Raw genomic sequence first — 23,259 nt, 5'->3', positions numbered from 1 at the left:
TTATTGAGTACGGACCCTAGGGCGCAGTATCCAGCGCCCGCCGCGCCGCCGCCAGTTCGCCGGCCATCACGGCCTTCAGCCGTTGCGGCCCGACGATGGTCACCTGTTCGCCCCAAGTAAACAGATGCCAGGCCAATTCGCGCATGCCGGACGCGCGGAACCTCACCACGACCGACCCGTCCGCCTGATCCTCCAGCGTCTGGGTCGGGTGCCAGCGCCAGCCGCGCGCCGCGGCCGCGCCTTCGGGCGAGACGCGCAGGACGATGTCCTCGATCTCGTCCTGATAGATGCCGAAGGACTGGCTGGCGAAGACCGACAGGTCGAAATCCTCGGGCGGCGGGGCGAAGCCGGCCTCTGCCTCCACCGCGCTCATCCGGTCCAGGCGGAAGGTCTGAATGCGGCCGCTCTCCCGGTCCGCCGCGACCAGATAGTTGGCGCGGCCGAACATGACGCCGCAAGGCGCGACCGTGCGCCGACGCACCTCCGCCCCCGGCCGGGAATAGGTGAAGCCCAGCGGCGCCTGGGCCAGGACCGCCGCCCGGATCGTGGCCAGCATGGCCTCGTCTGCGCTGGGACGCGGCCCGGCCTGCACGGCGATGGTCTCAGCCCGGACCAGGGCCTCCAGATCGGGCGCCAGCCGGTTCAGTGTCGTCGAGCGCATCGCCGACTTCAGTTTCCGCTCCAGCCCCTCCAGCGCCGCCGCCCGGCCGGGTTCGCCGGATACACGCAGAGCCTGCGCCGCCTTCGACAGCTCGACCAGTTCCGTCGTCGTCGGGGCCTGTTCGAAGGCCGAGAGCCCGCCCCGGATGCGCCAGCGTTTGGTAGGCGGGTCGGACACCTCCTCGACCGAGGGAAACAGCAGGATCACGGCGTCGCGCATTCGCTCGGCGGTGCGCCGACCGACCCCGGTCTCACGCGCCATCTCGTCCAGCGTCAGCCCCTCGGCCGAGGCCGCCATGCGCCGCGCCAGCTCGATGACCATGACCGCCTTGTCGTGCCGCAAACCAAGCCTCCTGCGAGAACCGGAACTAAGCCGGAAGGAGATACGTCCGAAACTGTCGTATCACCCCTGCATGGTCTCCTCAACGGCAAGACGCCGAACCCGGAGACATCCCATGGCCCACGCTTTCGCTCCCCACGCCGCCGTCAACGCCAGCCGCTATCTGATCGTGCCCTGCGAGGCGACCGGCTGCGGCGACCTGGCCGTGATCTGGGACCGTCTGGAGGAACAGGTGATCGACGTCATCGACGCCCGCGCCTCGGCCCGCTACTCGGACGAGGACGCGATGTGGGACGAGTTCCGCATGGCCGCCTAGGCCGGGTAACGCGCCTTCAGCGTTTCGACCGAGGCCCGCGTCATCTCGCGCACGACGGCCTCGTCCACGTCCGACAGCCGGTTGACGTAGACGCAACCCGCCCCCGCCTTGTGCTTGCCCAGCCGCCCCAGCATGTCCGTACGCCGGTCGTCATCGGCGGCGACATAGAGGACGATGTTGGCCTTCCGGGGCGAGAAGCCGACCAGACAGGCGTCGCCCTCGTGCCCGCTGTCATAGCGGTAATGGTACCGGCCGAAGCCGACGATGGAGAAGCCCCACATCACGGCCTTCTCGCCCGTCTCGGCCTCCATCAGGGCGACCAGGGCCGTGGCGTCCTCACGCCGGCCGGGGTGTTCGACGGCGGCGATGAAGTCCTGAACCGACTGGGGCGTCGGTTTGGTCTTGGTTTCCGCCATGCTCAGCCCTCCCGCTTCACCGCCGTCCAGCGATCGATCAGGCGCTGGGCCGGCTGTTCGACAAACCGATGCGCGAGCACGGCCAGGACCAGGATCAGGCCGAACATTGCGAACACGAACAGATCATTGATCCAGACGGAGCCGAAGTCGATCCGGCGGCCGCCGGGCACCCAGTCCAGCTTCCTCGCCACGATCATCATGACCGTAAGCACGAACATGTGGACCATGTAGATGGCGAAGGACCACCGCCCCATGGTCACCAGGGCGGGGTGGTCGAGCAGCTTCGACAGCGCCCCATCCTCGCCCGCGAAGACCCAGACCACGACCACGAAGAACAGAGTGATGGCCACGGTAATGGGCCCGGTCGCCCAGCCGATGAAGACGCAGGTGACGACGACCGCCGCGACCTCCAACGCCGTCGATGCGCGGCCCTTGAGCCTTGGCAGAGCTAGCCAAAAGCCCTGCAGCAGACAGCCCAGGAAGAAGCCGTAGACCGCCCTCGGCACGGCGTAGTCATAGGTCGTGTTCATCCAGCGCCTGGCGTACATCAGCACCAGCACCGCCCCGATCACGGCCAGGACCGCGCCGATCCAGCGGAACCGCTTGGGCGCGACCAGCACCAGACCGGCGAAGATCAGGTAGCAGGCGACCTCGGCGCTCAGCGTCCAGGCCGGGCCGTTCCAGGTCAGGTAGGGCAGGATGTGCCAGGACTGGACCAGGAACAGATTGGCCCAGATGGCCTCGACCGACCGGTCGCGCGTGAACGGCGTGGCCATGTCGATGTGGAACCACAGCCGGGCCAGTTCCAGCCCGATGAAACAGCCCAGCATCAGGACGTGCAGCGGCCAGACCCGGCCCAGGCGCCGGACCATGAACCGCCCGCCGTCCTTCGCGGTCTTCAGCCGCCCGGCATAGGCGTGGGCGATGACGAAGCCGGACAGGACGAAGAAATAGTCGACGAACAGATAGCCGTGCTGGACCAAGCCCCAGTCCCGCCAGTGGCTGGCCACGGGCATGTGGAACATGACGACCAAGACGGCGCAGACGCCACGCAGCGAATCGAGAGCCTCGAAACGGCGGGGGGCGGCGCGGGCGATGGAAGCGTCAGTGTTCACGTCGCCGTGATACGCCTAGTCCCCCGGCGGCGCCCAGCCCTGCGGCGCCATCTCGAAGCCGGCGAAGTCGAAGCCGGGGGATACGGTGCATCCGACCAGGGTCCAGTCCCCCAGACTGCGTGCGGCCTGCCAGGCTCCGGCGGGCACGATCCCCTGCGGTCGCTGGCCCGCCGTCAGGTCCGGGCCCAGCACGATCCGCCGGCCCGTCTCGTCATGGATCTTCAGCTCCAGCGGGGCTCCGGCGTGGAAATGCCAGATCTCGGCGGCGTCGACCCTATGCCAGTGGGAGGCCTCGCCCTCGGCCAGCAGGAAGTAGATGGCGGTGCCGACGGAGCGGCCCTCCGCCTCGCGCGGATCGCGGAAGGTCTCGCGATACCAGCCGCCCTCGGGATGGGGCTTCAGGTCCAGAAGGGCGATGATCTCGGCGGCGGTCATGGCCGCACCCTAAAGCACAATCCGCGCTCAAGCAGCGAGCGACCGCGTCGCGAGCGGTAGCGCACTAGAATGAGGAGAGCTTGGAGGCCTGGCCTCCGAGTTGAACGGAGGGTCTGCGGAGTTGCACCTCCGCCGCGTCGCCCCTCCGCCACCAGGCCGTGTCCGAGAGCGCGGACAGAATGTCGCAGATCCCTTAAAAGAGCGGAATCGAACACGGTTGAGACCGCGTTCACCCTTTTGCCGCAACGCGCCGCCATACTCGCGCGCTAAACGCAGGGCTCTTGATCGGGCCAGAGCTCCACGGGAAACCTTCGCCTCATGCGCTTCGACTATCGCCTCGTTCTGATCGCCGCCGTCTCGGCCTGCGCGCCGATGCTGCCCGAGGCGCCGCCCGTGGTCCCGACCCCGGCCCCGCCGAGCCAGCCCGCGCCCGTGACCCCACGCCCGACGCCGCCGCCCCCGACGCCCGCCTCGTCGTCCTCGGAGCAGTACGCCACGGCCGAGGCCTGGAAACAGGGCTTCCTGGCCCGTCACGGCGGGGCGCGCCGCGCGCTCTACGAACAGCAGCTGGCCGGCTTCACGCCGGATCCCGAGGTCGTGCGCCTGGACAACAGCCAGCCGGAGTTCAGCCGACCGGCCGGCGCCTATATCGCCAACGCCGCCTCGGCCGCCCGCATCGCCGAGGCCCGCCGCCGGATCGGGGCGGCGCCGTGGGAGGTGACCCAGAGGTTCGGCGTTCCGGCCGAGATCCTGGTCTCCATCTGGGGCAATGAATCCAGCTTCGGCCAGGTTCAGGGCAACAAGGATGTGATCCGGTCCCTGGCCACCCTCGCCTACGACGGCCGTCGCCGCGACTGGGCCGAGGGCCAGCTGAAGAACGCGCTCGACATCGTCATCGACGGCCGCCGCGAACGCTCGGGCCTGCTGGGCAGCTGGGCCGGCGCCATGGGCCAGACCCAGTTCATGCCGGACAACTATCTGCGGCTGGGCGTGGACCAGAACGGCGACGGCCATGTCGACATCTGGGGTTCGGACGCCGACGCCCTGGCGTCCGCCGCCAACCTGCTGGCCCAGGCCGGGTGGAAACGCGGCCAGAGCTGGGGCTATGAAATCACCCTGCCCGCCAATTTCGACTACGCCCTGGCCGAGGCCGACGGACGTCCCTGGAGCTACTGGAGCCAGCGCGGGGTCCGCATCGCCCGTGGCGGCGCCCCGACCTCGGAAGAGGCGATGGAGAACGGCGTCGTCCTGTTGCCGCAAGGCGCGCGGGGCCCGGCCTTCCTGGCCCTGCCCAACCACTACATCATCCGCCGCTATAACAACTCGGTCAGCTATGCGCTGGCGATCGGCCTGACGGCGGACGGGGTGGCGGGGCGTCCGGGTCTGGTCGGAACCTGGCCGAACGACGGCCCGATCTCGCGCGAGCAACGGTTCGGCGCGCAGAGCGCCCTGGCGCGGGCGGGCTACGATCCGGGCGTCATCGACGGGGTCGTCGGGTCGGGCACGCGTCGCGCGCTGAAGCAGTGGCAGATCGCCCATGGCCGGATCCCGGACGGGTATCTGACGGCGGCCCTGGCGGATGAGTTGATCGCGGGTCGGTGATCCCTGCGCTTGCACTGTTTTCGGAATTTCGAGTGCAAGCAGTGCAAGGGTGAAGTGGCACGGTTTCCGAATTCGGCGTGCCACGTGCCACGTGCCAATCCTTTAAGATCAGTGAGTTAGGCGCACCTGGCGATCAGGTCGTGCCAGATTATGCGAAATCCGGCGGCCGTTGAAGGGCGGCGTGTGGGTGTGTGCTCGAACGTGTCAAAGACCTCGCACGGAGGTGGGGTCGGTGGTGTGGGGGCGCAAGGGCGGGTGAAGAATATTTTCTCACAACATTGATCCTTCTCCCCCTGCGGGAGAAGGTGGCCGAGCCGCAGGCGAGGTCGGATGAGGGGTGACCGTAGACGTCGCCGATGAGCCGCCAGCCGACCTGTATCCTCGTACCCCTCATCCGTCGGGCTTCGCCCGCCACCTTCTCCCGCAAGGGGAGAAGGATCATCGACGCGCCGCGTGATCTCGCACGGCCTGAAACAACAACGCCGGATTTGTCAGCACAGCCTGATTGCGAAAGCGCAGAACCGTCCAGCCGTTCTCGGACAGCCAGGCGTCACGCTCGGCGTCCCGTTCGACCCGCAGGTCATGCACCCCGCCGTCCAGTTCCAGAATCAACCGGATCGACGGACAGGCGAAATCCGCGATGTAGGGTCCAATCGGCATCTGGCGCCGAAACTTGAAGTCCTCCATCCGCCGATCCCTCAGGAAGTTCCAGAAGATCGCTTCAGGCAGGGTCGGCTCCCGCCGCTCCCTACGCGCGCTGGCCTTCGTCCGGTCGGATGACTTCAGCATCGCCACAACTTATGAGAGTTTCGCGAGGTCGAACACCACTTTCCTTCTCCCGTTGCGGGAGAAGGTGGCAGCCGCAGGCTGATGGATGAGGGGTACGAAGATGCGAATGAGATGAGGTGAGCAGACGCTCATCGGCGACATCTACGGTCACCCCTCATCCGACCTCGCCTGCGGCTCGGCCACCTTCTCCCGCAAGGGGAGAAGGAAACCCGCTACTCCTTCAGCCGCCACGTGGCCCCGGTGGGCCCGTCCATGACCACGACGTTCAGCGCGGTCAGGCGGTCGCGGATGCGGTCGGCCTCGGCCCAGTTCTTCTCGGCCCGCGCGGTGACCCGTTCGGCCAGCAGGCCTTCGACCTCGGCCTTCAGGGCGTCGTCGGCGCCGCCTTCGAACCAGGCGTCCGGATCGGCCAGCAGCACGCCGAGGATCGCCCCGGCGGCCAGCAGCCCGCCCTTGGCCCGCGCCGCCGCGCCCTCGTCGCCCGCCGTCATGGCCCGTTCGATCTCGCTGGACAGGGCGAACATGGAGGCCATGGCGCCCGGCGTGTTCAGGTCGTCCTGGATCGAGGCCAGGAACTCGGCCGGAGGATCGGTCTCGGTCGCCGCGACGCCCGCCGCACGACGCAGCGCGCCATACAGCCGGTCCAGGTTCTTGCGCGACTGGTCCAGCAACCCCTGATTCCAGTCCAGCGGCTGGCGGTAGTGGGCGCTCAGCAGGGCCCACCGCACCACCTCGCCCGGGATGGTCTGCACCAGATCGTGCAGCAACAGGACGTTGCCGATCGACTTGGACATCTTCTCCGCATCGACGGTCAGGAAGCCGTTGTGCATCCAGTAGCGGCTGTATTCGTCGTGGGCGTGGTCGCCGTGCGCGTGGCCGTGGGCGCAGACGCCTTGGGCGATCTCGTTCTCATGGTGGGGGAAGACCAGGTCGATGCCGCCGCCGTGGATGTCGATGGGCAGACCCAGGGTCTGCTCGATCATGGCCGAGCATTCGATATGCCAGCCGGGACGCCCCTCCCCCCACGGGCTCGGCCAGGAGGGTTCGCCCTCCTTCGACGGCTTCCACAGGACAAAGTCATGCGGGTTCTTCTTGTAGGGAGCGACCTCGACGCGGGCGCCGGCGATCATGTCGTCCAGGTTCCGGCCCGACAGGGCGCCGTAGGACGGGTAGGACGACACGTCGAACAGCACATGACCCTCGGCGGCATAGGCGCAGCCCTGGTCCACGATCTCGCCGATCTGGCGGACGATGGCGTCCATGTGGTCGGTGACGTGCGGCGCGACGTCCGGCGGCGACACGTTCAGCAGGCCCATGTCGGACAGATAGGCGGCCTCGTAGCGAGCGGTGACCTCGCCGATCGGCACGCCTTCCTTGAACGCCTTCTGATTGATCTTGTCGTCCACGTCCGTGACGTTGCGGGCGTAGATCACCTTGTCCGCGCCATAGGTGCGTCGCAGCAGCCGCACCAGGACGTCGAACACCACGGGCGGGCGAGCATTGCCGATGTGGGCGTAGTCGTAGACCGTGGGACCACAGACGTAGAGCGTCACCCGTTCGGGGTTCCGCGGCGTGAACTCACGCTTCTCGCGGCGCAGGGTGTCGTGGATGTGCAGGGTCATTTGATCTTGATGCAGTCGGTTTTCTTGCGGGCGGGTTTTCTTGCAGGATGGGCCCATCGTCCCATATAGCCGTGTCGGCGCGGCCGAACAGCCGACGCCTTTGAAAAGGGAGAGCGACGCGCGTCAATCCGGAACCCCCGTTCCGGCGCTACTAAGTCGCTTCAATTCGTTTATGGACGCCTTCGTTTCCAAGCCCGTAGCCGGTGATCAGGCCGCCGTGGCCAAGCCCAGCCGCGAAGAGGCCCTGCAGGCCGTTCGCACCCTGATCGCCTGGTCGGGCGACAATCCGGATCGCGAGGGCCTGATCGACACGCCCAAGCGCGTCGTGGACGCCTATTCGGAATGGTTCGAGGGCTATGAGGCCGATCCGGCCAAGGAACTGAGCCGCACGTTCGAGGACGTGCAGGGCTATGACGACATGGTGCTGCTGCGCGACATCGAGGTCGAGAGCCACTGCGAGCACCATATGGCCCCCTTCCTGGGCAAGGCCTATGTCGCCTATCTGCCGACCGCCAAGGTCGTCGGCATCTCCAAGATCGCCCGCGTGGTCGAGATCTTCTCCAAGCGCCTGCAGACGCAGGAGACGCTGACGCAGGAAATCACCAAGGCGCTGGAAGACAATCTGAACCCCGCCGGCGTGGCCGTCCTGATCGACGCCGAGCACCAGTGCATGACGACGCGCGGCGTGCATCACCGCCACGTCTCGACCATCACCACCCGCTTCACCGGCCAGTTCAAGTCGGATCCGGCGCTCGTCGAGCGTTTCCTGAAGCTCGCCAAGGGTTGATGAAATCATCCTCCTTCGCCTGTGGCGGAGGAGGATTTCTCCCCGTTCGGGAGAAAAGCGCCGTTCGGGAACCGACTTCCTTTCGAGACCGCTTTACAAGCCTGACGGCAGACGCCAAGAAACCGTCCGAACCGTAACGCGTCGCTCCGGCCCCTGCGCCCGAGCCTCCATGGAGAAACAACGCATGGGCTCCAAGCTCGCAGGTCCTGGTGGACAAGGTGGCAAGACCATCTCTCAGAACGCGGACATCAACGTCACGCCGTTCGTCGACATCATGCTGGTGCTGCTGATCATCTTCATGGTCGCCGCGCCGCTGGCCACCGTTTCGATCCGCCTCGACCTGCCGCCGGCGACGCCGCCGACGGGCGAAGAGCCCAAGGAACCGGTCTACGTCACGATCCAGGAAACCGGCTCGATCTTCCTCGCCGACAAGCAGACGACCATCGAAACCCTGGCGGTCGACGCCTGCGCCGCGCTCGGCGGCGGCTCGCCGGCTTGCCAGGAAGAGCGCATCTTCGTCCGCGCCCAGCCGGAAGTCCGCTACAACGCCTTCATGGCAGTCATGAACGAGCTGCAGGCGAAGGGCTTCTACAAGGTCGGCCTGCTGAACGAAGACATCGAATAGGGTTCTCCCCTCTTCACACCGATCAGGGCCGCGTCTCGAAAGGGACGCGGCCTTTTTCATTTGGCCGCACGTCGTGAGCGGCTAGGGTGACCGCGGGGTTCGACGCCCCGTTTACGTTCGGCTTCAGGCGCGACGACCGGGTCACCGGCGCGGCCGGCCACAAAGGATCCGGACGTCTCCTTGTCACGGTTGGAAAAGGCGCCCGGCGCCGGTCGAAAGACGAGCCATGGCCAGGCTCTGCGGACCTTCGCGGTCCCCGCCTGTCCGTCGCGGCGCCGGGTTAGCCTGATCGGAGGCGTAAAGACGATGACGAGCCAGATGTTCGGACTGCTGGTGCTGGCGATTCTCGGGGTCGCCGCGATCGTTTTCGTGAGCGGTCGGGTTCGCCGCGTCCGCGTCAACGCCTGGGAGCGGGCGGCGGTCTATGTCGACGGCGTGTTCGATCGTCTGCTGGAACCGGGCCGACACACCGTCTGGGGTCAGCCACGCAGGGTCACCCTCGTTCACACCAGTCTGGACCGACAGTACGCCGTGATCGGTCATGTCGATGTGGTGGCCGGCGACCGCGCGCCGCTGCGGCTGGGCGCGACCGTCGTCTACCGGATCGAGGATGTGGCCCTGTCGCTGCGCGAGCCCGTCTGGACCGCGATCAACCTGGCGACGTCCACGGCGCTGGTGCGCCTCGCCTCCGGGCGGACGCTGGAGGAGTTGATGGCCCACGGGCCTGAGCTGGACACCGACCTGACCGCCCTGGTCGGCGAGCGCATCGGCGCGGCGAGGATCGAATCGGTCGCCCTGACCGGCCTGACCCTGCCGCCCGAGCTGCGTCGCCTGATGACCGAGGTGGAGCGCGCCCGTCTGGAGGGTCTGGCCGCGCTGGAACGGGCGCGGGGCGAACAGGCGGCCCTGAGATCGCTGGCCAATGCCGCGCGTCTGTTGAAGGACAACCCCGAACTGGCCCAGTTGCGGACGTTGCAGGCCGTCGGCGCGGCGCGGAACGCCACCCTCGTCATCGGCGACACGTCGGGCGTTCCGAAGTCGTGACCCCGGCCGAGCTCGACGCCGACTGGTTGCGGAAGGCGCTGGAGAAGCGATGGCTGAAGCTGGTCCCAAAGTCGGTGTCGAAGGCCTACGTCTCCCCATGAGCGCGACCGTCGCGGGCAGCTGGACCGGCATCTACTTCTATCCGGAAGACCATCCCGACAATCCGGACGACCTGTGGCCGCCGACCGCCTTCGTGGCCGAGTTGATCGACCGGGGCGGCGTCATCACCGGCGTCGTGCGCGAACCGGACATGCTCCACGACGGGCCGGAGCGGACGGCCGAGATCGAGGGCATGGTCACGGGGGACGCCGTGGTCTTCACCAAGACGCCCACGGACGGCGCCGATCAGATCGAATACGCCGGGACCCTGATCGACGAAGGCCGGCGCATCGAGGGCCAGTGGCATATCGCCGGCGACTGGTCGGGCCGTTTCCGGATGGATCGCGCTGGCTCGACTCGCCCGGCCGAGACGGTCGAGGCCGGGCGGACGATGGATGTCCCTGTCGACTCTGGCCGCTGATCGCACCGCAACGTCTGGCATCCCTCGAAAGCGACGCCATATGCGTGACCCCAATGCCCACAGGAGCCGCCCGATGACCGAACAACTGTCCCTGACCGTCGACGGCCTGACCATTCCGCAACTGGGCTTCGGCACCTGGATGCTGGAGCCCGCCGACGCGCGGCGGATGGTCGCGGAGGCGCTGCGGATCGGCTACCGCCACATCGACACGGCCTGGATCTACAAGAACGAGGCGGCGGTCGGCGACGGCATCCGCGACGCCATCGATGCCGGCCATGTCGCGCGCGAAGACATCTGGCTGACCACCAAGATCTGGGTCGCCCATTTCGAGCATGACGCCCTGCTGCGTCAGGCGGAGGAATCGGCCGCCAGCCTCGGCTTCACGCCCGACCTCCTGCTGCTGCACTGGCCCAAGCTGAAGCCGAGCTTCGCCGAGACCATCGGCGCGCTGAACGAGGCGAAGGACAAGGGCCTGACCCGGTCCATCGGCCTGTCGAACTTCCCATCCAAGGAATGGAAGCAGATTCAGGCGCTTTCGCCCGCCCACTTGGTGACCAACCAGGTCGAGCATCACCCCTATCTGTCGATCGATGCGCTCAAGGCCGCGGCCGCCGAGCTGGGTTCGACCATCACCGCCTGGTCGCCGCTGGCGCAAGGGAGCATCGCCGACGATCCGGTCATCACCGACATCGCCAAGGCTCACGGCAAGTCGAACGGCCAGGTCACCCTGCGCTGGCTGATCCAGAACGGGGTCATCGCCATCCCTCGCACCACCAAGGTCGAGCGCGCCGCCGAGAGCTTCGACATCTGGGACTTCACCCTGACCGACGAGGAGATGAGCCGCATCACCGCCCTCGCCCGCCCCGACGGCCGTCTGGGCGACTGGCTCGACAAGGACTTCACCTGGGATCAGGATTGATCCCACGCGCGGCGTGAGATCGCGCAAGGGAGGTTGCGATGGGTTCTGTCCTCGGTTTCCCCGGCATCGATCCGCATGACGCGGCCGTCGGCGCCCGCCTGAAGCACTGGCGCGAGCAGCGCGGCGTCGACATCGACGCCGTCGCCGCCGCCCTGAAGATCACGCCGGAAGAGGAACGCCGCGCCGAGGCCGGCCGCGCCCACCTGACCACGCTCCAGATCGCGGCGGCGACCCGGACGCTCCGCCTGCCCATGTGGGCCCTGGTCTCCGACCGCCCGGCCTACTGATGATCCAGAGGATGCACGGCGCGGCGCGCGGCTGGCGCATCCTGTTCGCCCTCGTCGGCTGGGCCGGGCTGATCGCCCAGTACGTCCTGCTGCTGAAGGGCGGCACGCGGTCGGTCCTCGGATCGACCGTCGTCTTCTTCAGCTATTTCACGATCTTGACCAATGTCGTGGTCGCCCTGGCCCTGACGGCGCCCGCCCTGTTTCCCGACAGTCGGCTGGGCCGCTGGACGGCGACCGAGGGCGTCCGCGCCGCCGTGGCCATGTATATCGCCGTCGTCGGCATCGTGTACCACGCCCTGCTCGCCGCGACCTGGAACCCGCAGGGCGCGCTGGCGGTGGTGAACCAGATCCTGCACACCGTCATGCCGATCGCCTTCGTGCTGGACTGGCTGCTGTTCGTGCCCAAGGGGCGGCTGCGCTGGATCGATCCGGCGAAGTGGCTGACCTATCCCCTACTCTACGGCCTGTGGACCGCGATCCACGGCCAGATCGTCGGCTGGTATCCCTACTGGTTCATCGACATCGGCGCGCTCGGCTGGAGCCCCGCCCTGGTCAATTTCGCAGCCCTCCTGGCCCTCTTCCTGATCCTCGGCCTGATCGTCGTGGCGTTGGACCGCGCCCTCTCGGCGCTCGGCAAGGGTGACAGTTCGCTCACGCCGTCCTAGTCGGTCGAAAGTTCGACTTGCCCAGTGAAGCCGTCATAGGTCATTCGGTAGTGACGCAAGAACGTCCGCCCAAGTAGCACCCGGTGCGATTGGGCGCCTTCCGATAGCTTCACGCCGGTGAACTGCTGAAAAAGCAGCCTGTCCAAGGCCGGAACATAAAGTCGGGCCGTATAGATCAGCGCTTCGTGCGTTCCACCAACGCCGCTGATTATGCCTGTTGATGAGATCGGCAGCCTGAGTTCTTCGGCCAATCGCTCGTCGATACAGTCACCGCCTGCACCGGTGTCAATCATGGCTTTGATGCGTTTGCCGGGCAGGTCTGGCGGTTCTCCCGGCGCGGATTGCGACTTCCGACCAATATCGACGTGAACCGTAGGGCCGATCTTCACCAGCATATCGGCGGCGCTCAGGCCTCCCGTACCGTTTCTGAAGCCGACCGACTCCTTAGGCATTCGCGTGGGTGAACACCATGCCGCCCATCAAATGGGTCTGTGGCGGAGCGCCAATCTGGCGGATCAAAAATGGGCCGGTGTCGAACCGATCGATCGCATCCGAAGCCGCAGCTTCAAAGTCTGAGTAGATGTCGATCAGTTCCCCTTCATGGAACACGACCCACTTCAACTTGTGGCGATGCTCCAAATCAGTTCGCATGGCCTCGAAACGGGCGATATCCGCACTGAGCACGCTCATTGGACAGCCTCCAGTCAGCCTTTCCTACAGAATCGCTTGAGTCAGAAGACAACGCGCAGCATGCCCGAGTCGCCGAAAATCGGGTAAACGTGCGTTAAGACTTGTGAACAAGTGTCGCTATTGAGATCGCGTCCTTCGCCGCCTAAGCGATCGTATGGCTTACAAATCCCTGCGCGACTTCATGGCCCAACTGGAGGCGGACGGAGAACTGGTGCGGGTGACCGAGCCCGTCTCCACCGTGCTGGAGATGACGGAAATCCAGACCCGCCTTCTCCGCAACGGCGGCCCGGCCGTCCTGTTCGAGAAGCCCGTCATGCCCGACGGCTCCATCAGCCCCATCCCAGCGCTCGCCAACCTGTTCGGCACGGTGAAGCGGGTCGCCATGGGGGTGACGCTGGAGAAGAAGGCCCGCACCACCGCCGCCGAACTGCGCGAAGTCGGCGAGCTTCTGGCCTTCCTGCGCAATCCCACCCCGCCGCGCGGTCTGGGCGACGCCATGGAGATGCTGCCTCTGGCCCAGACGGTCATGTCGATGCGGCCCAAGGTGGTGAAGTCGGCGCCGGTGCAGGAGGTCGTCCTGAAGGGCGACAAGATCGACCTGACGTCCCTGCCGATCCAGACCTGCTGGCCCGGCGAGCCCGCGCCCCTGATCACCTGGGGCCTCGTCGTCACCAAGGGGCCGTCGGACAGCGCCGAGGACGACTTCAACCTGGGCATCTACCGCATGCAGGTGCTGGGCAAGGACAAGGCCATCATGCGCTGGCTGGCCCATCGCGGCGGGGCCCAGCATTACGCCCGGCACAAGAAGGCCGGAAAGCGCGAGCCCCTGCCCGCCGCCGTCGTGCTGGGCGCCGATCCGGGCACCATCCTGGCCGCCGTGACGCCTGTGCCGGACACCCTCAGCGAATACCAGTTCGCCGGCCTGATGCGCGGGGCCAAGGCCGAACTGGTCCCTTGCAAGACCGTGCCCCTGATGGTCCCGGCCCAGGCCGAGATCGTGCTGGAGGGCCACGTCCTGCTGGACGAGCACGCCGACGAAGGCCCTTACGGCGACCACACCGGCTACTACAACTCGGTCGAGACCTTCCCGGTCTTCCAGGTGACGGCCATCACCATGCGCCGCGACCCCATCTATCTGACCACCTTCACCGGCCGCCCGCCGGACGAGCCCTCGGTGCTGGGCGAGGCGCTGAACGAGGTCTTCATCCCCCTGCTGCGCGCCCAGTTCCCGGAGATCACCGACTTCTGGCTGCCGCCCGAGGGGTGCAGCTATCGCATCGCCGTGGTGTCGATGAAGAAGGCCTATCCGGGCCACGCCAAACGGGTGATGCTGGGCGTCTGGAGCTATCTCAGACAGTTCATGTACACCAAATGGGTCATCGTCGTGGACGACGACATCGACGCCCGCGACTGGAAGGACGTCATGTGGGCCGTCTCGACCAAGATGGACCCGGCCCGCGACATCACCCTGATCGAGAACACCCCGATCGACTATCTGGACTTCGCCTCGCCCGAGAGCGGCCTGGGCTCCAAGATCGGCCTGGACGCCACCGACAAATGGCCGCCCGAGACCAAGCGCGAATGGGGCGAGGAAATCCGTATGGACGCCGAGGTCGTCGAGCGGGTGTCGGACATATGGGACCGGCTCGGCCTGCCGGGTGACGGAACGCCGATCTGGAAATAGAGCGCCGGCCACGTTATAACTTCGTTGTAACGGAGATCGTCATGGGCTCGGCAATCAGGAAGATCGGCAACTCGGCGGGCGTCATCCTGCCCAAGCCGGTCCTGGAGACGCTCGGCGCCAAGCTGGGCGACACGGTGGAGTTCATAACCGAAGGCTCGACCGTCCGGATCGAGGCGGTGAAGAGCGACCCCCGCGACGGCTGGGAAGAGGATTCGCGCAGGCTGGGCGAACAGGGGCTGTCGGAAGACAGCCGTGAATGGCTGGACGCCCCGCTGAATGTCGAGGCCGATGCCGAGTGGGAATGGGACGGCAAATGGTGACGCCGGCCCGAGGCGAGGTCTGGCTGATACGCCTCGACCCCGCCGAAGGCGGCGAGATCCGCAAGACGCGCCCCTGCGTCGTGGTTTCGCCCGACCGGCTCAGTCACCACGACGTCTACATCGTCGCGCCGCTCAGCAGTGGAGACGCCAAGGCGCGTTTCCGGGTGGAGACGGTGTTCATGAACCACGCGGGCCGCGTCCTTCCGGACCAGATCAGAACGGTCGCCCGAGGGCGTATGGTGCGCAGACTGGGCGTGCTCGATCCCGTCGATTTCGACCGGACGCTGGCCGTCCTGCGCCTGATGTTCGAACCCGACTGAGGGCGGGGTTTCGCGAGCGCGCCTGAACCCGTTCGTTCTCCGAACCGTTGTTATCGAAACAACCGGAGACAGGGATGGCCGATGCCCCCGTTCTGATGCTCGCCGCCGTGACGATGGCGGGGCTGGTCGCCGCCGGGTGCGATCCTTCGTCGACGGCCGAGCCTGAGGCGCCGACCGTCGCCCAGCCTGACGCCGGGGACGCCGCGGTCGCTCGTCTCGGCATCGAGATTCCCCGGCCGCTGGAGAACCAGCCTGGTACACAGGGTAGACCGCAGGACGAGGCCTCCATCGCCCGCGCCATCCTGGCCAATCCGGCGGCCTACAAGCCGGAGGCCTATGTCTATGTCACCAAATACCTGTGGGAGCGGGGCGACCGTCAGCAGGCGGCCTTCTGGCATTTCCTGTTCCAGATCCGCACCGCGCCCTGGCTGGCCCACGATCCTCAGCTTGGGCCGTTCCGGGGCGGGGTGAACTCTTCCGTCGGCGCGACGATCAACGACTGGCTGGGGTCCGACTTCGACGCCTGGCTGGAAACGACGCGTCGCGCCATCAGCTACGAGCGCCGCATGCCCCTGTCGCCGGAGCGCCCGGCCGGTCTGAGCGAAAGCCAGTGGTCCGCCGAGGTGGCGCGCGCCCGCTCTAGCTGGGAGGCCGACTTCCGCCAGATCACCGGCCCCGCCGGCCCCACACGGGCCCAGATGGAGGCTCAGCGCCGATCCAACGGCCGCTATGTGGGTCCGCTACAGGACCCAGGCGCGCCCCTGCCCGCCGACTGGCGCTGACATGGAAGGTCTGCCCCAACGGCGCGATGGTGCAGCGCACACAAAATGTGTCCGGAATGCGATTTTCACATGACAAGATCGCAATCTTGCGGATAGCGTCCGATCCTCGTTCCGGAGCATCCCAATGAAGTTCACCGCTGTCGCCATCGCCATCGCCCTCGCCGCGCCGATGGCCGCCGCAGTTCCCGCCCCCGCCGACGCCCAGGTCCTGGCCGGTCGCGGCGGTGACACCCGTCGCCTGCGTTCCGCCCCGCGCCCGGCGCTGTCGGAGCGCGAGGAGGCCCGCCTGTTCGCCGCCGAAGACGCCGTCTTCGAGCTGACGCAACAGATCGAGGAACTGGAAGCCGTCGCCGAGCCCACCGCCGCCCAGAGCGCCAGCCTGGAAAACCTGCGCGAGCGGCTGAACGACGAACAGGCCACCGTCGACCGCCTCCAGGCCAAGCGCGACCGTCGCGGTTAAGGGTCGGACGGGGGTGACCCCGTCCCTCGCCTTCGCTAGCGTCCCCACGGCCAAGGTCGGGGGATTCCGTGAGCGCGTTCGAGTTCTTCTTCAGCTTCTACGGCCTGTTGCTGGGCCTGTCCGTCGCCGAACTGGTGGGCGGCTTCTCGCGTGTGCTGCATGAGCGCCACAGGGTCCGGTTCGGCTGGCTGACGCCGATGCTGGCCCTGTTCGTGGCCATGGACGTGGCGACCTTCTGGAGCCAAGCCTGGGTCATCTTCCGGGGCGCGCCGTTCAATCTGGCGCTGTTGTTCGTGGGGCTGATCGTCGCCGCGACCTTCTATATCGCCGCCAGCATCACCTTCCCGCGCGTCACGGCCGAGGGCGTGGAAGAGAAGATCGATCTGGACAACCACTTCTGGGCCCATCGGCGGCTGATCTTCAGCTGCATTCTGGCCGCCAATGTCATCGTCGGCGCCCTGTTCGTTGCCCTGATGACGGTCGATGCAGGGTTCGCCTCCCTGTCCACCGCGCGGCTGTGGATCGGCTTCGCCGTCTTCGGCCTGGGCAGTGCGGCGGCGGCCTTCGCGCCGCGCAAGCTCGCGGGCTGCGCCCTGATCGCTCTGGTGGTCTACAGCCTGTTCAACGTGGCCCGGGCTGCCCTGGCCCTGATCGCAAGCGGAGGATGGTCCACGCCGACCGGATGACGGCTTGCCAGCGGGCGCCGCAGGGCGGATGAACGGGGCCATGCGCAAAGCCCTTCTCCTCGCCGCGATCGCGGCCTTCGCGAGCCCCGCCATGTCCCAGTCCGTCACCAACACCGCCCCCTGGGACCAGCCCTTCCTGCCGCCCGCGCTGGAGTGGAACGGCGCCAGCCGCGCGCTGCTGGCCGAACCCTCCAACCCCTGGATCACCGATTTCGAGCGCGATCCGGCGCACGACTTCAGCCCCGACTACGCCGACACCCGCGCCTGGTTCGACCGGCTGGATGCGGCGTCGGACCTGATCCGCATCGAACAGTTCGGAACCTCGCCCGAGGGCCGTCCGATCTACGCCGTCATCGCCTCCAGGGACGGCGCGACGCTGGATCCGTCCAAGCCCGTCCTGCTGGCCCAGGCCGGCATCCACCCCGGCGAGATCGACGGCAAGGACGCGGGCATGATGCTGCTGCGAGACATGGCTTTCGGGTCGAAGGGCGACCTCTTGGACCACGCCAACCTGGTCCTCATCCCCATCCTGTCGGTCGACGGCCATGAGCGCGCCAGCCCCTACAGCCGCCCGAACCAGCGCGGCCCCCGCATCCAGGGCTGGCGCAACACCGGCACCAACCAGAACCTGAACCGCGACTTCATGAAGCTGGACCAGCCGGAGATGCAGGCCCTGCGCGCCTTCATCAACGGCCTGAAGCCCGACCTCTATCTCGACATCCACGTCACCGACGGGATGGATTACCAGTACGACGTCACCTACGGCTTCAACGGCGAGTTCGACGCCTTCAGCCGTTCGCCGTCCAGCGCCCGCTGGCTGGACACGGTCTTCAAGTCCGCGATGAACGAAGCGCTGGAAGATCAGGGCCATATCCCCGGCCCGCTCGTCTTCGGCATCGACGATCAGAACCCGCGCGCCGGTCTGAACGACGGCGGCTTGGGCGAACGGTTCTCCAACGGCTGGGGCGACGCGGCCCATGTCCCGACCATCCTGATCGAGAACCACAGCCTCAAACCCTACGAGCAGCGGGTGCTGGGCACCTACGTCTTCCTTGAGGCCAGCCTTCGCATCCTGGCCGACAACGTCGCCCCCCTGCGGGCCGCGATCGAGAGCGACCGCGCCCTGCGCCCGGCCGAGATCCTCGCGAATTTCGAATCCGACCCGGTCCCGCACCAGACCCGCGCCTTCAAGGGCATGCTCTATGAGACCTACGACAGCCCTGCGTCCGGCCGTCAGGAGGTCCGCTGGCTGGGCCGTCCCGATCCGGAGCTGTGGCAGTTGCCCTACTACGGCTCGCGCGCCGGCATTCGCCTGAACCGGCCGGCCGCCTATTGGGTGCCGGCTTACCGGACCGACATCATCGAACGTCTGCGCATTCACGGCCTGACGATGGAGACGCTGGAAGCCCCGCGTTCCGTCTCGGTCGAGATGCTGCGCCTGAACAACCCGACCCTGTCGGGCCGCCCCAACGAGGGCCACGTCCAGGCCACGGTGACCGAGGTCACGCCCGAGCGCCGCGACTGGACCTTCGCCCCCGGCTCCGTCCGCGTGCCGACGGACCAGCCTCTGGGCGACATCGCCGTCCTCCTGCTCGAGCCCCAGTCGTCCGAGAGCTTTTTCGCCTGGGGCATGTTCCCTGAGGTCCTCAGCCGCGTCGAATACATCGAGGGCTATGCCATCGCCCCGCTGGCCGAGGCCATGATGGCCGCCGATCCGGCGCTGAAGGCCGAGTTCGAGGCCAAGGTCGCCGCCGAGCCGGAGTTCGCCGCCAACGGCGACGCGCGTTTGGCATGGTTCTACGAACGAACCCCGTTCTATGATGCCCGCTACCGACTCTATCCGGTCGGACGGGAGGACTAGAAAATGGACGTGCTGACCTCGATGACCCCGACCCAGGCGACAGCCCTGTGGACTGGCCTGATGGTCGTTCTGCTGGTGATCCTGGGGGTTCGCGTCGCCTTCGCGCGCCGTAGCGGCAAGGTCCTGCTGGGCGACGGCGGCAACGAACAGGTGTTGCTGGCCAGCCGCGTGTTCGGAAACGCCGCCGAATACATCCCCGTCGCCGTCGGGGCCCTGCTGGCCCTGACCCTGCTCGGCGCGTCGAACTACATCCTGCATATCCTCGGTGGTCTCCTGTTCGTGGGCCGGGTGATCCACGCGGCAGGCCTGAGCACAAAGGGCGTCACCGCCGGGCGTCTGATCGGCATGAGCCTGACCTGGCTCCCGCTGCTGTTCGCCGGCGCGATGCTGGTCGTCCACGCCTTCGTCGGGATGCCGCACGGCTGATTTTCTTTCGTCATCCTCCGGCGCGAAGCGACCGGGGGACCCAGCGGCGCGCGAGAGCGCGAACCTGCCGCGAAGTTCGCCGCTTCCGACATCGTGCCTGAACAGATCGCCTTCGGCGCCTCCCCCGGTCCGGCTTCGCCGGCCGGAGGATGACGAAGCGTCCCCCGGTCTGCGCCGCAAGCGCGGCTTGCCGGAGGATGACGAAAGGAAGAGCAACGATTGCGGCCCGACCCCCGCTCCTCCATATCGGGCCATGCCTGACAGCCTCCCCGCTTCCGATCTGCTCAACGACATCGTCGCCGCCGCCCTGAGGGCCGGAGCCGACGCGGCCGAGGCAGCCACCGCCGAACGCGCCTCCCTTTCCGTCGGGGTTCGCAACGGCAAGCTGGAGGACGTGGAGCGCGAGGAGAGCCGCGACCTGGGCCTTCGCGTCTTCATCGGCAAGCGTCAGGCCACCGTCTCCGCCTCCGACCTGTCCGACGCCACCCGCGCCCGTCTGGTCGAACGCGCCGTCGCCATGGCGAAGCTGGCGCCCGAAGATCCCTACGCCGGTCTCGTCCCCGCCGCCGAGCTGGCGCGCGGCCCCTTCCCCGACCTGCAACTGTCCGATCCGTCCGAGCGCACCCCGGCCGAGCTGGAAGAGGCCGCGCGTCAGGCCGAGGCCGCCGCCCTGGCCGTGCCCGGCGTCTCCAAGTCCGAAGGCGGCCACGCCGGCACCGCCTCCACCCGCTGGCGTCTGGTGACCTCGGAAGGCTTCGACGGCGCCTATGCCTCGACCGGTTTCTCGCTCGGCGTCGGCGTCATCGCCGAGAAGGACGGCGCCATGGAGCGCGGCGGCGAGAGCCGTTCGACCCGCTGGCTGGAGGACCTGCCCGGCCCCGACGGGATCGGCGCGGAAGCCGGCGCCCGCGCCATCGCCAAGCTGGGCCCGCGCAAGATCGCCTCGACCACCGCCCCCGTCATCTTCGAGCGCCGCGTCGCCACACAGGTCTTGTCGCCCCTGCTCGGCGCCATTTCCGGCCCGTCGATCGCGCGCGGCGTCTCCTTCCTCAAGGACCGGATGGGCCAGCCGGTCCTGTCCAAGGGCCTCAACCTGATCGACGACCCGTTCCGCGTGCGCGGCATGGCCTCGGCCCCCTTCGACGACGAGGGTTCGCCGGTCGAGCGCCGCAATCTGGTCGAGGACGGCGTCCTGACCACCTGGCTATTGAACCATTCGGCCGCCGCCCAACTGGGCCTGAAGACCACGGGCCACGGCTCGCGCGGTCTGGTCGGTCCGGCCGGGGTCCAGACCCACAACCTGCATCTCGCGCCCGGCGAGGTCGATCTGGCCGGCCTGATGGGTCAGGCGGGGACCGGTCTGGTCATCACCTCCATGTTCGGCCCCTCGCTGAACGGCAACACCGGCGACTGGTCCGCGGGGGTGTCGGGCTACTGGTTCGAAAACGGCGAGGCCGCCTATCCGGTCTCGGAGATCACCGTGGCCGGCAATCTGGCCGACCTCTGGATGCGCCTCGTCCCCGGCTCGGATCTGGAGTTCCGGGGCGGGTTCAACAGCCCGTCCCTGCTGTTCGACGGCGTGGCCATCGCGGGCAAATGATCGATCTGGTCGCCGATCTCGCCCTGATCGTCGAGGCGGCCCGCGCGGCGGGCGCCCTGGCCGAGGCCGAGCGCGAGCGGGGGCTGAAGATCACGCACAAGGACGGCGGCTCGCCCGTCACCAACGCCGACCTGGCCGTCGACGCCATGCTGAAAGACCGGCTGCTCGGCGCCCGCCCCGACTACGGCTGGCTGTCCGAGGAGACCGCCGACACCCTCGACCGCCTGACCCGCCGCCGCCTGTTCGTGGTCGATCCCATCGACGGCACCGTCGCCTTCCTCAAGAACCAGCCCTGGTGGTGCGTGCCCATCGCCGTGGTCGAGGACGGCCGGCCGGTCGCCGCCGTCATCCACGTGCCCGCGACCGGCGAGACCTATGAGGCGACCTTGGGCGGCGGCGCCCGCCTGAACGGCCGGGCGATCCACGCCTCCGACGCCGATGCGCTGGACGACGCCGCCGTGCTCGCCGACGCCCGGCTGATGGAGGGGCCCCACTGGCCCGAGCCCTGGCCGCCCATGCGCTACGAGAAGCGGAACGCCCTCGCCTACCGCATGGCGCTGGTGGCGTCGGGCGCCTTCGACGCCGCCATCGCGCTCACCCCGAAGTGGGACTGGGACGTCTGCGCCGGGGCCCTGATCGCCGCCGAGGCGGGCGCCAAGGTGTCCGATCACCACGGCCGGCCCTGGGCGTTCAACCGCCCGGACCCGCGTCAGGCCAGCCTCGTCTGCTCCGCGCCGGGCCTCCACCCGTTGATCCTGAGGCGCACAACGCCTATCCCGCTGGCCAATTGACCCTCCCTCCCCGGAAGAGCCCCATGACCGACGCCCCGAACGCCTCCGACCCGCAACTGCTTCACCTCGTGATCGGCGGCGAGCTGCGCCATCTGGACGCCCCGGTCTTCCGCGATCTGTCGAAGGTCGAGTTCGTCGGCGCCTTCCCGAACTACGCCGAGGCCAAGGCCGCCTGGAAGGCCCGCGCCCAGGCCACCGTCGACAACGCCCACATGCGCTTCTTCATCCTGCACGCCCACCGCATGATCGACCCGCGCGGCGACGCCTGATCGTCGCAGGCGGAACCGTAGCGGCGACGCGCGCGCTCTATTCGTCTACGCTGGCGTACACTTTAGGAGCGTTCGCATGATCCCGACCCTGATCGTACTGGGCCTACTGGCGCTGGGCGTCGGCATCGTCGCCTTCGCCACCCGCCGTCCCTCGACCCGACAGGACGTCATCGTCGACCAGGATACCGCCTGGAACGACCCGATCACCCCGGCCGGCGCCGAACCGGCGGCGAACGATCCCTTCGCCCATGCTCCGGATATCGCCCCGCCGGTGGCCACCCAGCCGGTCCCGGCCCATCCGGTGGAGCGCGCCTCGTGACCCTGTTCGGCACCACCCTGGACGGCGCCCAGATCGCGGCGCTGGTCGGCCTTCTGGCCACCCTGGCCCTGTGGCTGGTCATCCTGGGGCGCGAGCGCGGCTACGCCAAATGGTTCCGCCAATGGGAGGCCGACCGCAAGGCGCGCCTGGACGCCGAGCGCGCCGAATCCGAGCCCAAGCGCGAACCCACCGGCCCCTGGGGTTAAAGCCCTACTCCCGCTTCAGCAGCTTCTCGGTCAGCAGGGCGCCCCACCAGTTGGCGCGGAAGTCCTTTCGCATCGCCTCGGGGTCATAGGCATCGGACTCGACCCACTCCATGAAGCCCACGCCCGTCGGCTCGACCTCGTTCACATAGGTCTCCAGGAAGTGGTCCAGCACGCCCGTCAGGCCCTCGCGGCTGTGCAGGTATTTCTTCGACAACTCCCGCATCGCCTCCGAGATCGGCTCGCCGAGGTGGAAGTGGCGATAGAAGACCGCCATCAGCCCGGCCCGGTCCGCCCCCGATTTGCAGTGGATCAGGACCGGATATTCGATCGACTTGAACAGGTCCCGCGCCCGGCGCACCCTGCTCTTCTCCGGCGGATCCCGCGAATCGAGCGGCGCGTCGATCAGGGTCAGGCCCAACCGCTCGCACGCCGCCTTCTCCAGCCAGTAATAGCCCTCGTCCCGCTCGCCGCGCAGGTTGATGACGGTCTTGATCCCCCGCCTGGCCCAGCCCTCCAGCTGGCGCGGCGACGGCTGGTTGGTCCGCACCAGATCGGGCCCCAGCCAGTGAGCGTTCGAGAACGCCAGACGCAGGAAGGCGTGGTCCTTCCAGAAGAAGTCCCGCTCGGCCGCCCTGCGCCCGGCCTCCGTGCTCACATCGAAACGCGCCATGGGCCCCACATAGTGTGCGGACGCGGCGGCGTC

Annotated in this window: 31 protein-coding genes; 22 read left to right on the top strand and 9 right to left on the bottom strand. The window is 67.8% G+C overall.

What is annotated here, in order from left to right; all coding sequences use genetic code 11:
• Nucleotides 1-16 precede the first annotated feature (16 nt).
• On the bottom strand, nt 17-1,003 hold the full coding sequence (locus ACETK8_RS09080; protein ID WP_374039177.1) for a helix-turn-helix transcriptional regulator: 987 nt from the start codon (nt 1,001-1,003) through the stop codon (nt 17-19).
• Nucleotides 1,004-1,115: 112 nt separating this feature from the next.
• Between ACETK8_RS09080 and ACETK8_RS09075 the strand changes: the two genes are divergently transcribed.
• Nucleotides 1,116-1,316 (top strand): hypothetical protein, encoded by a 201-nt coding sequence (locus tag ACETK8_RS09075; protein WP_374039176.1) that lies wholly within the window; start codon nt 1,116-1,118, stop codon nt 1,314-1,316.
• On the opposite strand, the gene ACETK8_RS09070 is transcribed toward ACETK8_RS09075, so the two are convergent.
• The 3 genes from ACETK8_RS09070 to ACETK8_RS09060 are packed head-to-tail and all read right to left on the bottom strand — an operon-like array spanning nt 1,313 to nt 3,282.
• Nucleotides 1,313-1,732 carry a DUF1801 domain-containing protein gene (locus ACETK8_RS09070; protein WP_374039175.1) on the bottom strand — a complete coding sequence of 140 codons (420 nt, stop codon included), beginning with the start codon at nt 1,730-1,732 and terminating at the stop codon, nt 1,313-1,315. The genes ACETK8_RS09075 and ACETK8_RS09070 overlap by 4 nt on opposite strands.
• A gap of 2 nt (nt 1,733-1,734) precedes the next feature.
• Complete coding sequence (locus ACETK8_RS09065) at nt 1,735-2,847, bottom strand: acyltransferase family protein (RefSeq protein ID WP_374039174.1); 1,113 nt, start codon at nt 2,845-2,847, stop codon at nt 1,735-1,737.
• A 15-nt stretch (nt 2,848-2,862) separates the two neighbouring features.
• Nucleotides 2,863-3,282: a cupin domain-containing protein gene (locus tag ACETK8_RS09060; protein WP_374039173.1), complete on the bottom strand. Its 420-nt coding sequence runs from the start codon at nt 3,280-3,282 to the stop codon at nt 2,863-2,865.
• Between the two features lie 318 nt (nt 3,283-3,600).
• Between ACETK8_RS09060 and ACETK8_RS09055 the strand changes: the two genes are divergently transcribed.
• On the top strand, nt 3,601-4,884 hold the full coding sequence (locus ACETK8_RS09055; protein ID WP_374039172.1) for a lytic murein transglycosylase: 1,284 nt from the start codon (nt 3,601-3,603) through the stop codon (nt 4,882-4,884).
• Between the two features lie 438 nt (nt 4,885-5,322).
• On the opposite strand, the gene ACETK8_RS09050 is transcribed toward ACETK8_RS09055, so the two are convergent.
• Both ACETK8_RS09050 and cysS read right to left on the bottom strand, forming a co-directional pair.
• Nucleotides 5,323-5,673, bottom strand: coding sequence for an endonuclease domain-containing protein (locus tag ACETK8_RS09050; protein WP_374039171.1), 351 nt, complete (start codon nt 5,671-5,673; stop codon nt 5,323-5,325).
• 212 nt (nt 5,674-5,885) lie between these two features.
• The gene (gene cysS, locus ACETK8_RS09045) at nt 5,886-7,295 is read right to left on the bottom strand and encodes a cysteine--tRNA ligase (protein WP_374039170.1); all 1,410 of its coding nucleotides are present in this window, start codon (nt 7,293-7,295) and stop codon (nt 5,886-5,888) included.
• A gap of 172 nt (nt 7,296-7,467) precedes the next feature.
• On the opposite strand from cysS, the gene folE reads away from it, so the two are divergent.
• The 7 genes from folE to ACETK8_RS09010 all read left to right on the top strand — a co-directional run bounded on the left by folE (nt 7,468) and on the right by ACETK8_RS09010 (nt 12,142).
• Nucleotides 7,468-8,082 carry a GTP cyclohydrolase I FolE gene (gene folE / locus ACETK8_RS09040; protein ID WP_374039169.1) on the top strand — a complete coding sequence of 205 codons (615 nt, stop codon included), beginning with the start codon at nt 7,468-7,470 and terminating at the stop codon, nt 8,080-8,082.
• A gap of 184 nt (nt 8,083-8,266) precedes the next feature.
• Nucleotides 8,267-8,707 (top strand): biopolymer transporter ExbD, encoded by a 441-nt coding sequence (locus ACETK8_RS09035; RefSeq protein ID WP_374039379.1) that lies wholly within the window; start codon nt 8,267-8,269, stop codon nt 8,705-8,707.
• Nucleotides 8,708-9,013: 306 nt separating this feature from the next.
• Nucleotides 9,014-9,751 (top strand): SPFH domain-containing protein, encoded by a 738-nt coding sequence (locus tag ACETK8_RS09030; RefSeq protein ID WP_374039168.1) that lies wholly within the window; start codon nt 9,014-9,016, stop codon nt 9,749-9,751.
• Nucleotides 9,752-9,848: 97 nt separating this feature from the next.
• Nucleotides 9,849-10,271: a hypothetical protein gene (locus ACETK8_RS09025; RefSeq protein ID WP_374039167.1), complete on the top strand. Its 423-nt coding sequence runs from the start codon at nt 9,849-9,851 to the stop codon at nt 10,269-10,271.
• A 73-nt stretch (nt 10,272-10,344) separates the two neighbouring features.
• Nucleotides 10,345-11,190 carry an aldo/keto reductase gene (locus tag ACETK8_RS09020; RefSeq protein ID WP_374039166.1) on the top strand — a complete coding sequence of 282 codons (846 nt, stop codon included), beginning with the start codon at nt 10,345-10,347 and terminating at the stop codon, nt 11,188-11,190.
• Between the two features lie 38 nt (nt 11,191-11,228).
• Nucleotides 11,229-11,477 (top strand): helix-turn-helix domain-containing protein, encoded by a 249-nt coding sequence (locus tag ACETK8_RS09015; RefSeq protein WP_374039165.1) that lies wholly within the window; start codon nt 11,229-11,231, stop codon nt 11,475-11,477.
• Nucleotides 11,477-12,142, top strand: coding sequence for a Pr6Pr family membrane protein (locus ACETK8_RS09010; RefSeq protein WP_374039164.1), 666 nt, complete (start codon nt 11,477-11,479; stop codon nt 12,140-12,142). The genes ACETK8_RS09015 and ACETK8_RS09010 overlap by 1 nt, the downstream gene beginning before the upstream one ends.
• On the opposite strand, the gene ACETK8_RS09005 is transcribed toward ACETK8_RS09010, so the two are convergent.
• The gene (locus ACETK8_RS09005) at nt 12,139-12,537 is read right to left on the bottom strand and encodes a retroviral-like aspartic protease family protein (RefSeq protein ID WP_374039163.1); all 399 of its coding nucleotides are present in this window, start codon (nt 12,535-12,537) and stop codon (nt 12,139-12,141) included. The genes ACETK8_RS09010 and ACETK8_RS09005 overlap by 4 nt on opposite strands.
• 49 nt (nt 12,538-12,586) lie before the next feature.
• Nucleotides 12,587-12,832: a hypothetical protein gene (locus ACETK8_RS09000; RefSeq protein ID WP_374039162.1), complete on the bottom strand. Its 246-nt coding sequence runs from the start codon at nt 12,830-12,832 to the stop codon at nt 12,587-12,589.
• 154 nt (nt 12,833-12,986) lie between these two features.
• On the opposite strand from ACETK8_RS09000, the gene ACETK8_RS08995 reads away from it, so the two are divergent.
• From ACETK8_RS08995 to ACETK8_RS08935, 13 genes are all read left to right on the top strand, one after another.
• On the top strand, nt 12,987-14,516 hold the full coding sequence (locus tag ACETK8_RS08995; RefSeq protein ID WP_374039161.1) for a UbiD family decarboxylase: 1,530 nt from the start codon (nt 12,987-12,989) through the stop codon (nt 14,514-14,516).
• 41 nt (nt 14,517-14,557) lie between these two features.
• Complete coding sequence (locus ACETK8_RS08990; protein ID WP_374039160.1) at nt 14,558-14,836, top strand: AbrB/MazE/SpoVT family DNA-binding domain-containing protein; 279 nt, start codon at nt 14,558-14,560, stop codon at nt 14,834-14,836.
• Nucleotides 14,833-15,156 carry a type II toxin-antitoxin system PemK/MazF family toxin gene (locus ACETK8_RS08985; RefSeq protein WP_374039159.1) on the top strand — a complete coding sequence of 108 codons (324 nt, stop codon included), beginning with the start codon at nt 14,833-14,835 and terminating at the stop codon, nt 15,154-15,156. The genes ACETK8_RS08990 and ACETK8_RS08985 overlap by 4 nt, the downstream gene beginning before the upstream one ends.
• 74 nt (nt 15,157-15,230) lie before the next feature.
• Nucleotides 15,231-15,938, top strand: coding sequence for a hypothetical protein (locus tag ACETK8_RS08980; protein ID WP_374039158.1), 708 nt, complete (start codon nt 15,231-15,233; stop codon nt 15,936-15,938).
• Between the two features lie 124 nt (nt 15,939-16,062).
• A complete protein-coding gene (locus ACETK8_RS08975; RefSeq protein WP_374039157.1) occupies nt 16,063-16,398 on the top strand; it encodes a hypothetical protein in 336 nt (111 codons plus the stop codon).
• A 68-nt stretch (nt 16,399-16,466) separates the two neighbouring features.
• Complete coding sequence (locus ACETK8_RS08970) at nt 16,467-17,084, top strand: hypothetical protein (RefSeq protein WP_374039156.1); 618 nt, start codon at nt 16,467-16,469, stop codon at nt 17,082-17,084.
• Nucleotides 17,085-17,124: 40 nt separating this feature from the next.
• Nucleotides 17,125-18,945, top strand: a complete 1,821-nt coding sequence (locus ACETK8_RS08965) for a M14 family metallopeptidase (protein WP_374039155.1) — start codon at nt 17,125-17,127, stop codon at nt 18,943-18,945.
• Between the two features lie 3 nt (nt 18,946-18,948).
• Nucleotides 18,949-19,371, top strand: a complete 423-nt coding sequence (locus ACETK8_RS08960; RefSeq protein WP_374039154.1) for an MAPEG family protein — start codon at nt 18,949-18,951, stop codon at nt 19,369-19,371.
• Between the two features lie 253 nt (nt 19,372-19,624).
• Nucleotides 19,625-20,971: a TldD/PmbA family protein gene (locus tag ACETK8_RS08955; RefSeq protein WP_374039153.1), complete on the top strand. Its 1,347-nt coding sequence runs from the start codon at nt 19,625-19,627 to the stop codon at nt 20,969-20,971.
• Complete coding sequence (locus ACETK8_RS08950) at nt 20,968-21,762, top strand: 3'(2'),5'-bisphosphate nucleotidase CysQ (RefSeq protein WP_374039152.1); 795 nt, start codon at nt 20,968-20,970, stop codon at nt 21,760-21,762. Before ACETK8_RS08955 ends, ACETK8_RS08950 begins: the two co-directional genes overlap by 4 nt.
• A 23-nt stretch (nt 21,763-21,785) precedes the next feature.
• On the top strand, nt 21,786-22,031 hold the full coding sequence (locus ACETK8_RS08945; RefSeq protein WP_374039151.1) for a DUF4170 domain-containing protein: 246 nt from the start codon (nt 21,786-21,788) through the stop codon (nt 22,029-22,031).
• 76 nt (nt 22,032-22,107) lie between these two features.
• Nucleotides 22,108-22,350 (top strand): hypothetical protein, encoded by a 243-nt coding sequence (locus tag ACETK8_RS08940; RefSeq protein WP_374039150.1) that lies wholly within the window; start codon nt 22,108-22,110, stop codon nt 22,348-22,350.
• Entirely contained in the window at nt 22,347-22,556 is a 210-nt protein-coding gene (locus tag ACETK8_RS08935) for a hypothetical protein (RefSeq protein ID WP_374039149.1), read from the top strand. The genes ACETK8_RS08940 and ACETK8_RS08935 overlap by 4 nt, the downstream gene beginning before the upstream one ends.
• 4 nt (nt 22,557-22,560) lie before the next feature.
• On the opposite strand, the gene ACETK8_RS08930 is transcribed toward ACETK8_RS08935, so the two are convergent.
• Complete coding sequence (locus ACETK8_RS08930; protein ID WP_374039148.1) at nt 22,561-23,226, bottom strand: fused DSP-PTPase phosphatase/NAD kinase-like protein; 666 nt, start codon at nt 23,224-23,226, stop codon at nt 22,561-22,563.
• Between the last annotated feature and the right edge of the window lie 33 nt (nt 23,227-23,259).

Origin of the sequence: Brevundimonas staleyi (genome assembly GCF_041893865.1) — a bacterium.
Classification (GTDB): Bacteria; Pseudomonadota; Alphaproteobacteria; order Caulobacterales; family Caulobacteraceae; genus Brevundimonas; species Brevundimonas staleyi.
The sequence above is the reverse complement of the archived record's forward strand: the minus strand, read 5'-3'. Positions and strand labels throughout refer to the sequence as shown.

Excerpts from the sequence above, each read along its gene's own strand:
- ACETK8_RS09020 (WP_374039166.1), top strand. The coding sequence starts at position 10,345 with ATGACCGAACAACTGTCCCTGACCGTCGACGGCCTGACCATTCCGCAA.
- ACETK8_RS08990 (WP_374039160.1), top strand. The coding sequence starts at position 14,558 with ATGGGCTCGGCAATCAGGAAGATCGGCAACTCGGCGGGCGTCATCCTG.
- ACETK8_RS09005 (WP_374039163.1), bottom strand. The coding sequence starts at position 12,537 with ATGCTGGTGAAGATCGGCCCTACGGTTCACGTCGATATTGGTCGGAAG.
- ACETK8_RS09075 (WP_374039176.1), top strand. The coding sequence starts at position 1,116 with ATGGCCCACGCTTTCGCTCCCCACGCCGCCGTCAACGCCAGCCGCTAT.
- ACETK8_RS09055 (WP_374039172.1), top strand. The coding sequence starts at position 3,601 with ATGCGCTTCGACTATCGCCTCGTTCTGATCGCCGCCGTCTCGGCCTGC.
- ACETK8_RS09060 (WP_374039173.1), bottom strand. The coding sequence starts at position 3,282 with ATGACCGCCGCCGAGATCATCGCCCTTCTGGACCTGAAGCCCCATCCC.
- ACETK8_RS09035 (WP_374039379.1), top strand. The coding sequence starts at position 8,267 with ATGGGCTCCAAGCTCGCAGGTCCTGGTGGACAAGGTGGCAAGACCATC.
- cysS (WP_374039170.1), bottom strand. The coding sequence starts at position 7,295 with ATGACCCTGCACATCCACGACACCCTGCGCCGCGAGAAGCGTGAGTTC.
- ACETK8_RS08940 (WP_374039150.1), top strand. The coding sequence starts at position 22,108 with ATGATCCCGACCCTGATCGTACTGGGCCTACTGGCGCTGGGCGTCGGC.
- ACETK8_RS08930 (WP_374039148.1), bottom strand. The coding sequence starts at position 23,226 with ATGGCGCGTTTCGATGTGAGCACGGAGGCCGGGCGCAGGGCGGCCGAG.
- ACETK8_RS09010 (WP_374039164.1), top strand. The coding sequence starts at position 11,477 with ATGATCCAGAGGATGCACGGCGCGGCGCGCGGCTGGCGCATCCTGTTC.
- ACETK8_RS09015 (WP_374039165.1), top strand. The coding sequence starts at position 11,229 with ATGGGTTCTGTCCTCGGTTTCCCCGGCATCGATCCGCATGACGCGGCC.
- ACETK8_RS09070 (WP_374039175.1), bottom strand. The coding sequence starts at position 1,732 with ATGGCGGAAACCAAGACCAAACCGACGCCCCAGTCGGTTCAGGACTTC.
- ACETK8_RS08995 (WP_374039161.1), top strand. The coding sequence starts at position 12,987 with ATGGCTTACAAATCCCTGCGCGACTTCATGGCCCAACTGGAGGCGGAC.
- ACETK8_RS09050 (WP_374039171.1), bottom strand. The coding sequence starts at position 5,673 with ATGCTGAAGTCATCCGACCGGACGAAGGCCAGCGCGCGTAGGGAGCGG.
- ACETK8_RS09000 (WP_374039162.1), bottom strand. The coding sequence starts at position 12,832 with ATGAGCGTGCTCAGTGCGGATATCGCCCGTTTCGAGGCCATGCGAACT.
- ACETK8_RS08960 (WP_374039154.1), top strand. The coding sequence starts at position 18,949 with ATGGACGTGCTGACCTCGATGACCCCGACCCAGGCGACAGCCCTGTGG.
- ACETK8_RS08975 (WP_374039157.1), top strand. The coding sequence starts at position 16,063 with ATGAAGTTCACCGCTGTCGCCATCGCCATCGCCCTCGCCGCGCCGATG.
- folE (WP_374039169.1), top strand. The coding sequence starts at position 7,468 with ATGGACGCCTTCGTTTCCAAGCCCGTAGCCGGTGATCAGGCCGCCGTG.
- ACETK8_RS08945 (WP_374039151.1), top strand. The coding sequence starts at position 21,786 with ATGACCGACGCCCCGAACGCCTCCGACCCGCAACTGCTTCACCTCGTG.
- ACETK8_RS08965 (WP_374039155.1), top strand. The coding sequence starts at position 17,125 with ATGCGCAAAGCCCTTCTCCTCGCCGCGATCGCGGCCTTCGCGAGCCCC.
- ACETK8_RS09030 (WP_374039168.1), top strand. The coding sequence starts at position 9,014 with ATGACGAGCCAGATGTTCGGACTGCTGGTGCTGGCGATTCTCGGGGTC.
- ACETK8_RS08980 (WP_374039158.1), top strand. The coding sequence starts at position 15,231 with ATGGCCGATGCCCCCGTTCTGATGCTCGCCGCCGTGACGATGGCGGGG.
- ACETK8_RS09025 (WP_374039167.1), top strand. The coding sequence starts at position 9,849 with ATGAGCGCGACCGTCGCGGGCAGCTGGACCGGCATCTACTTCTATCCG.
- ACETK8_RS08955 (WP_374039153.1), top strand. The coding sequence starts at position 19,625 with ATGCCTGACAGCCTCCCCGCTTCCGATCTGCTCAACGACATCGTCGCC.
- ACETK8_RS08950 (WP_374039152.1), top strand. The coding sequence starts at position 20,968 with ATGATCGATCTGGTCGCCGATCTCGCCCTGATCGTCGAGGCGGCCCGC.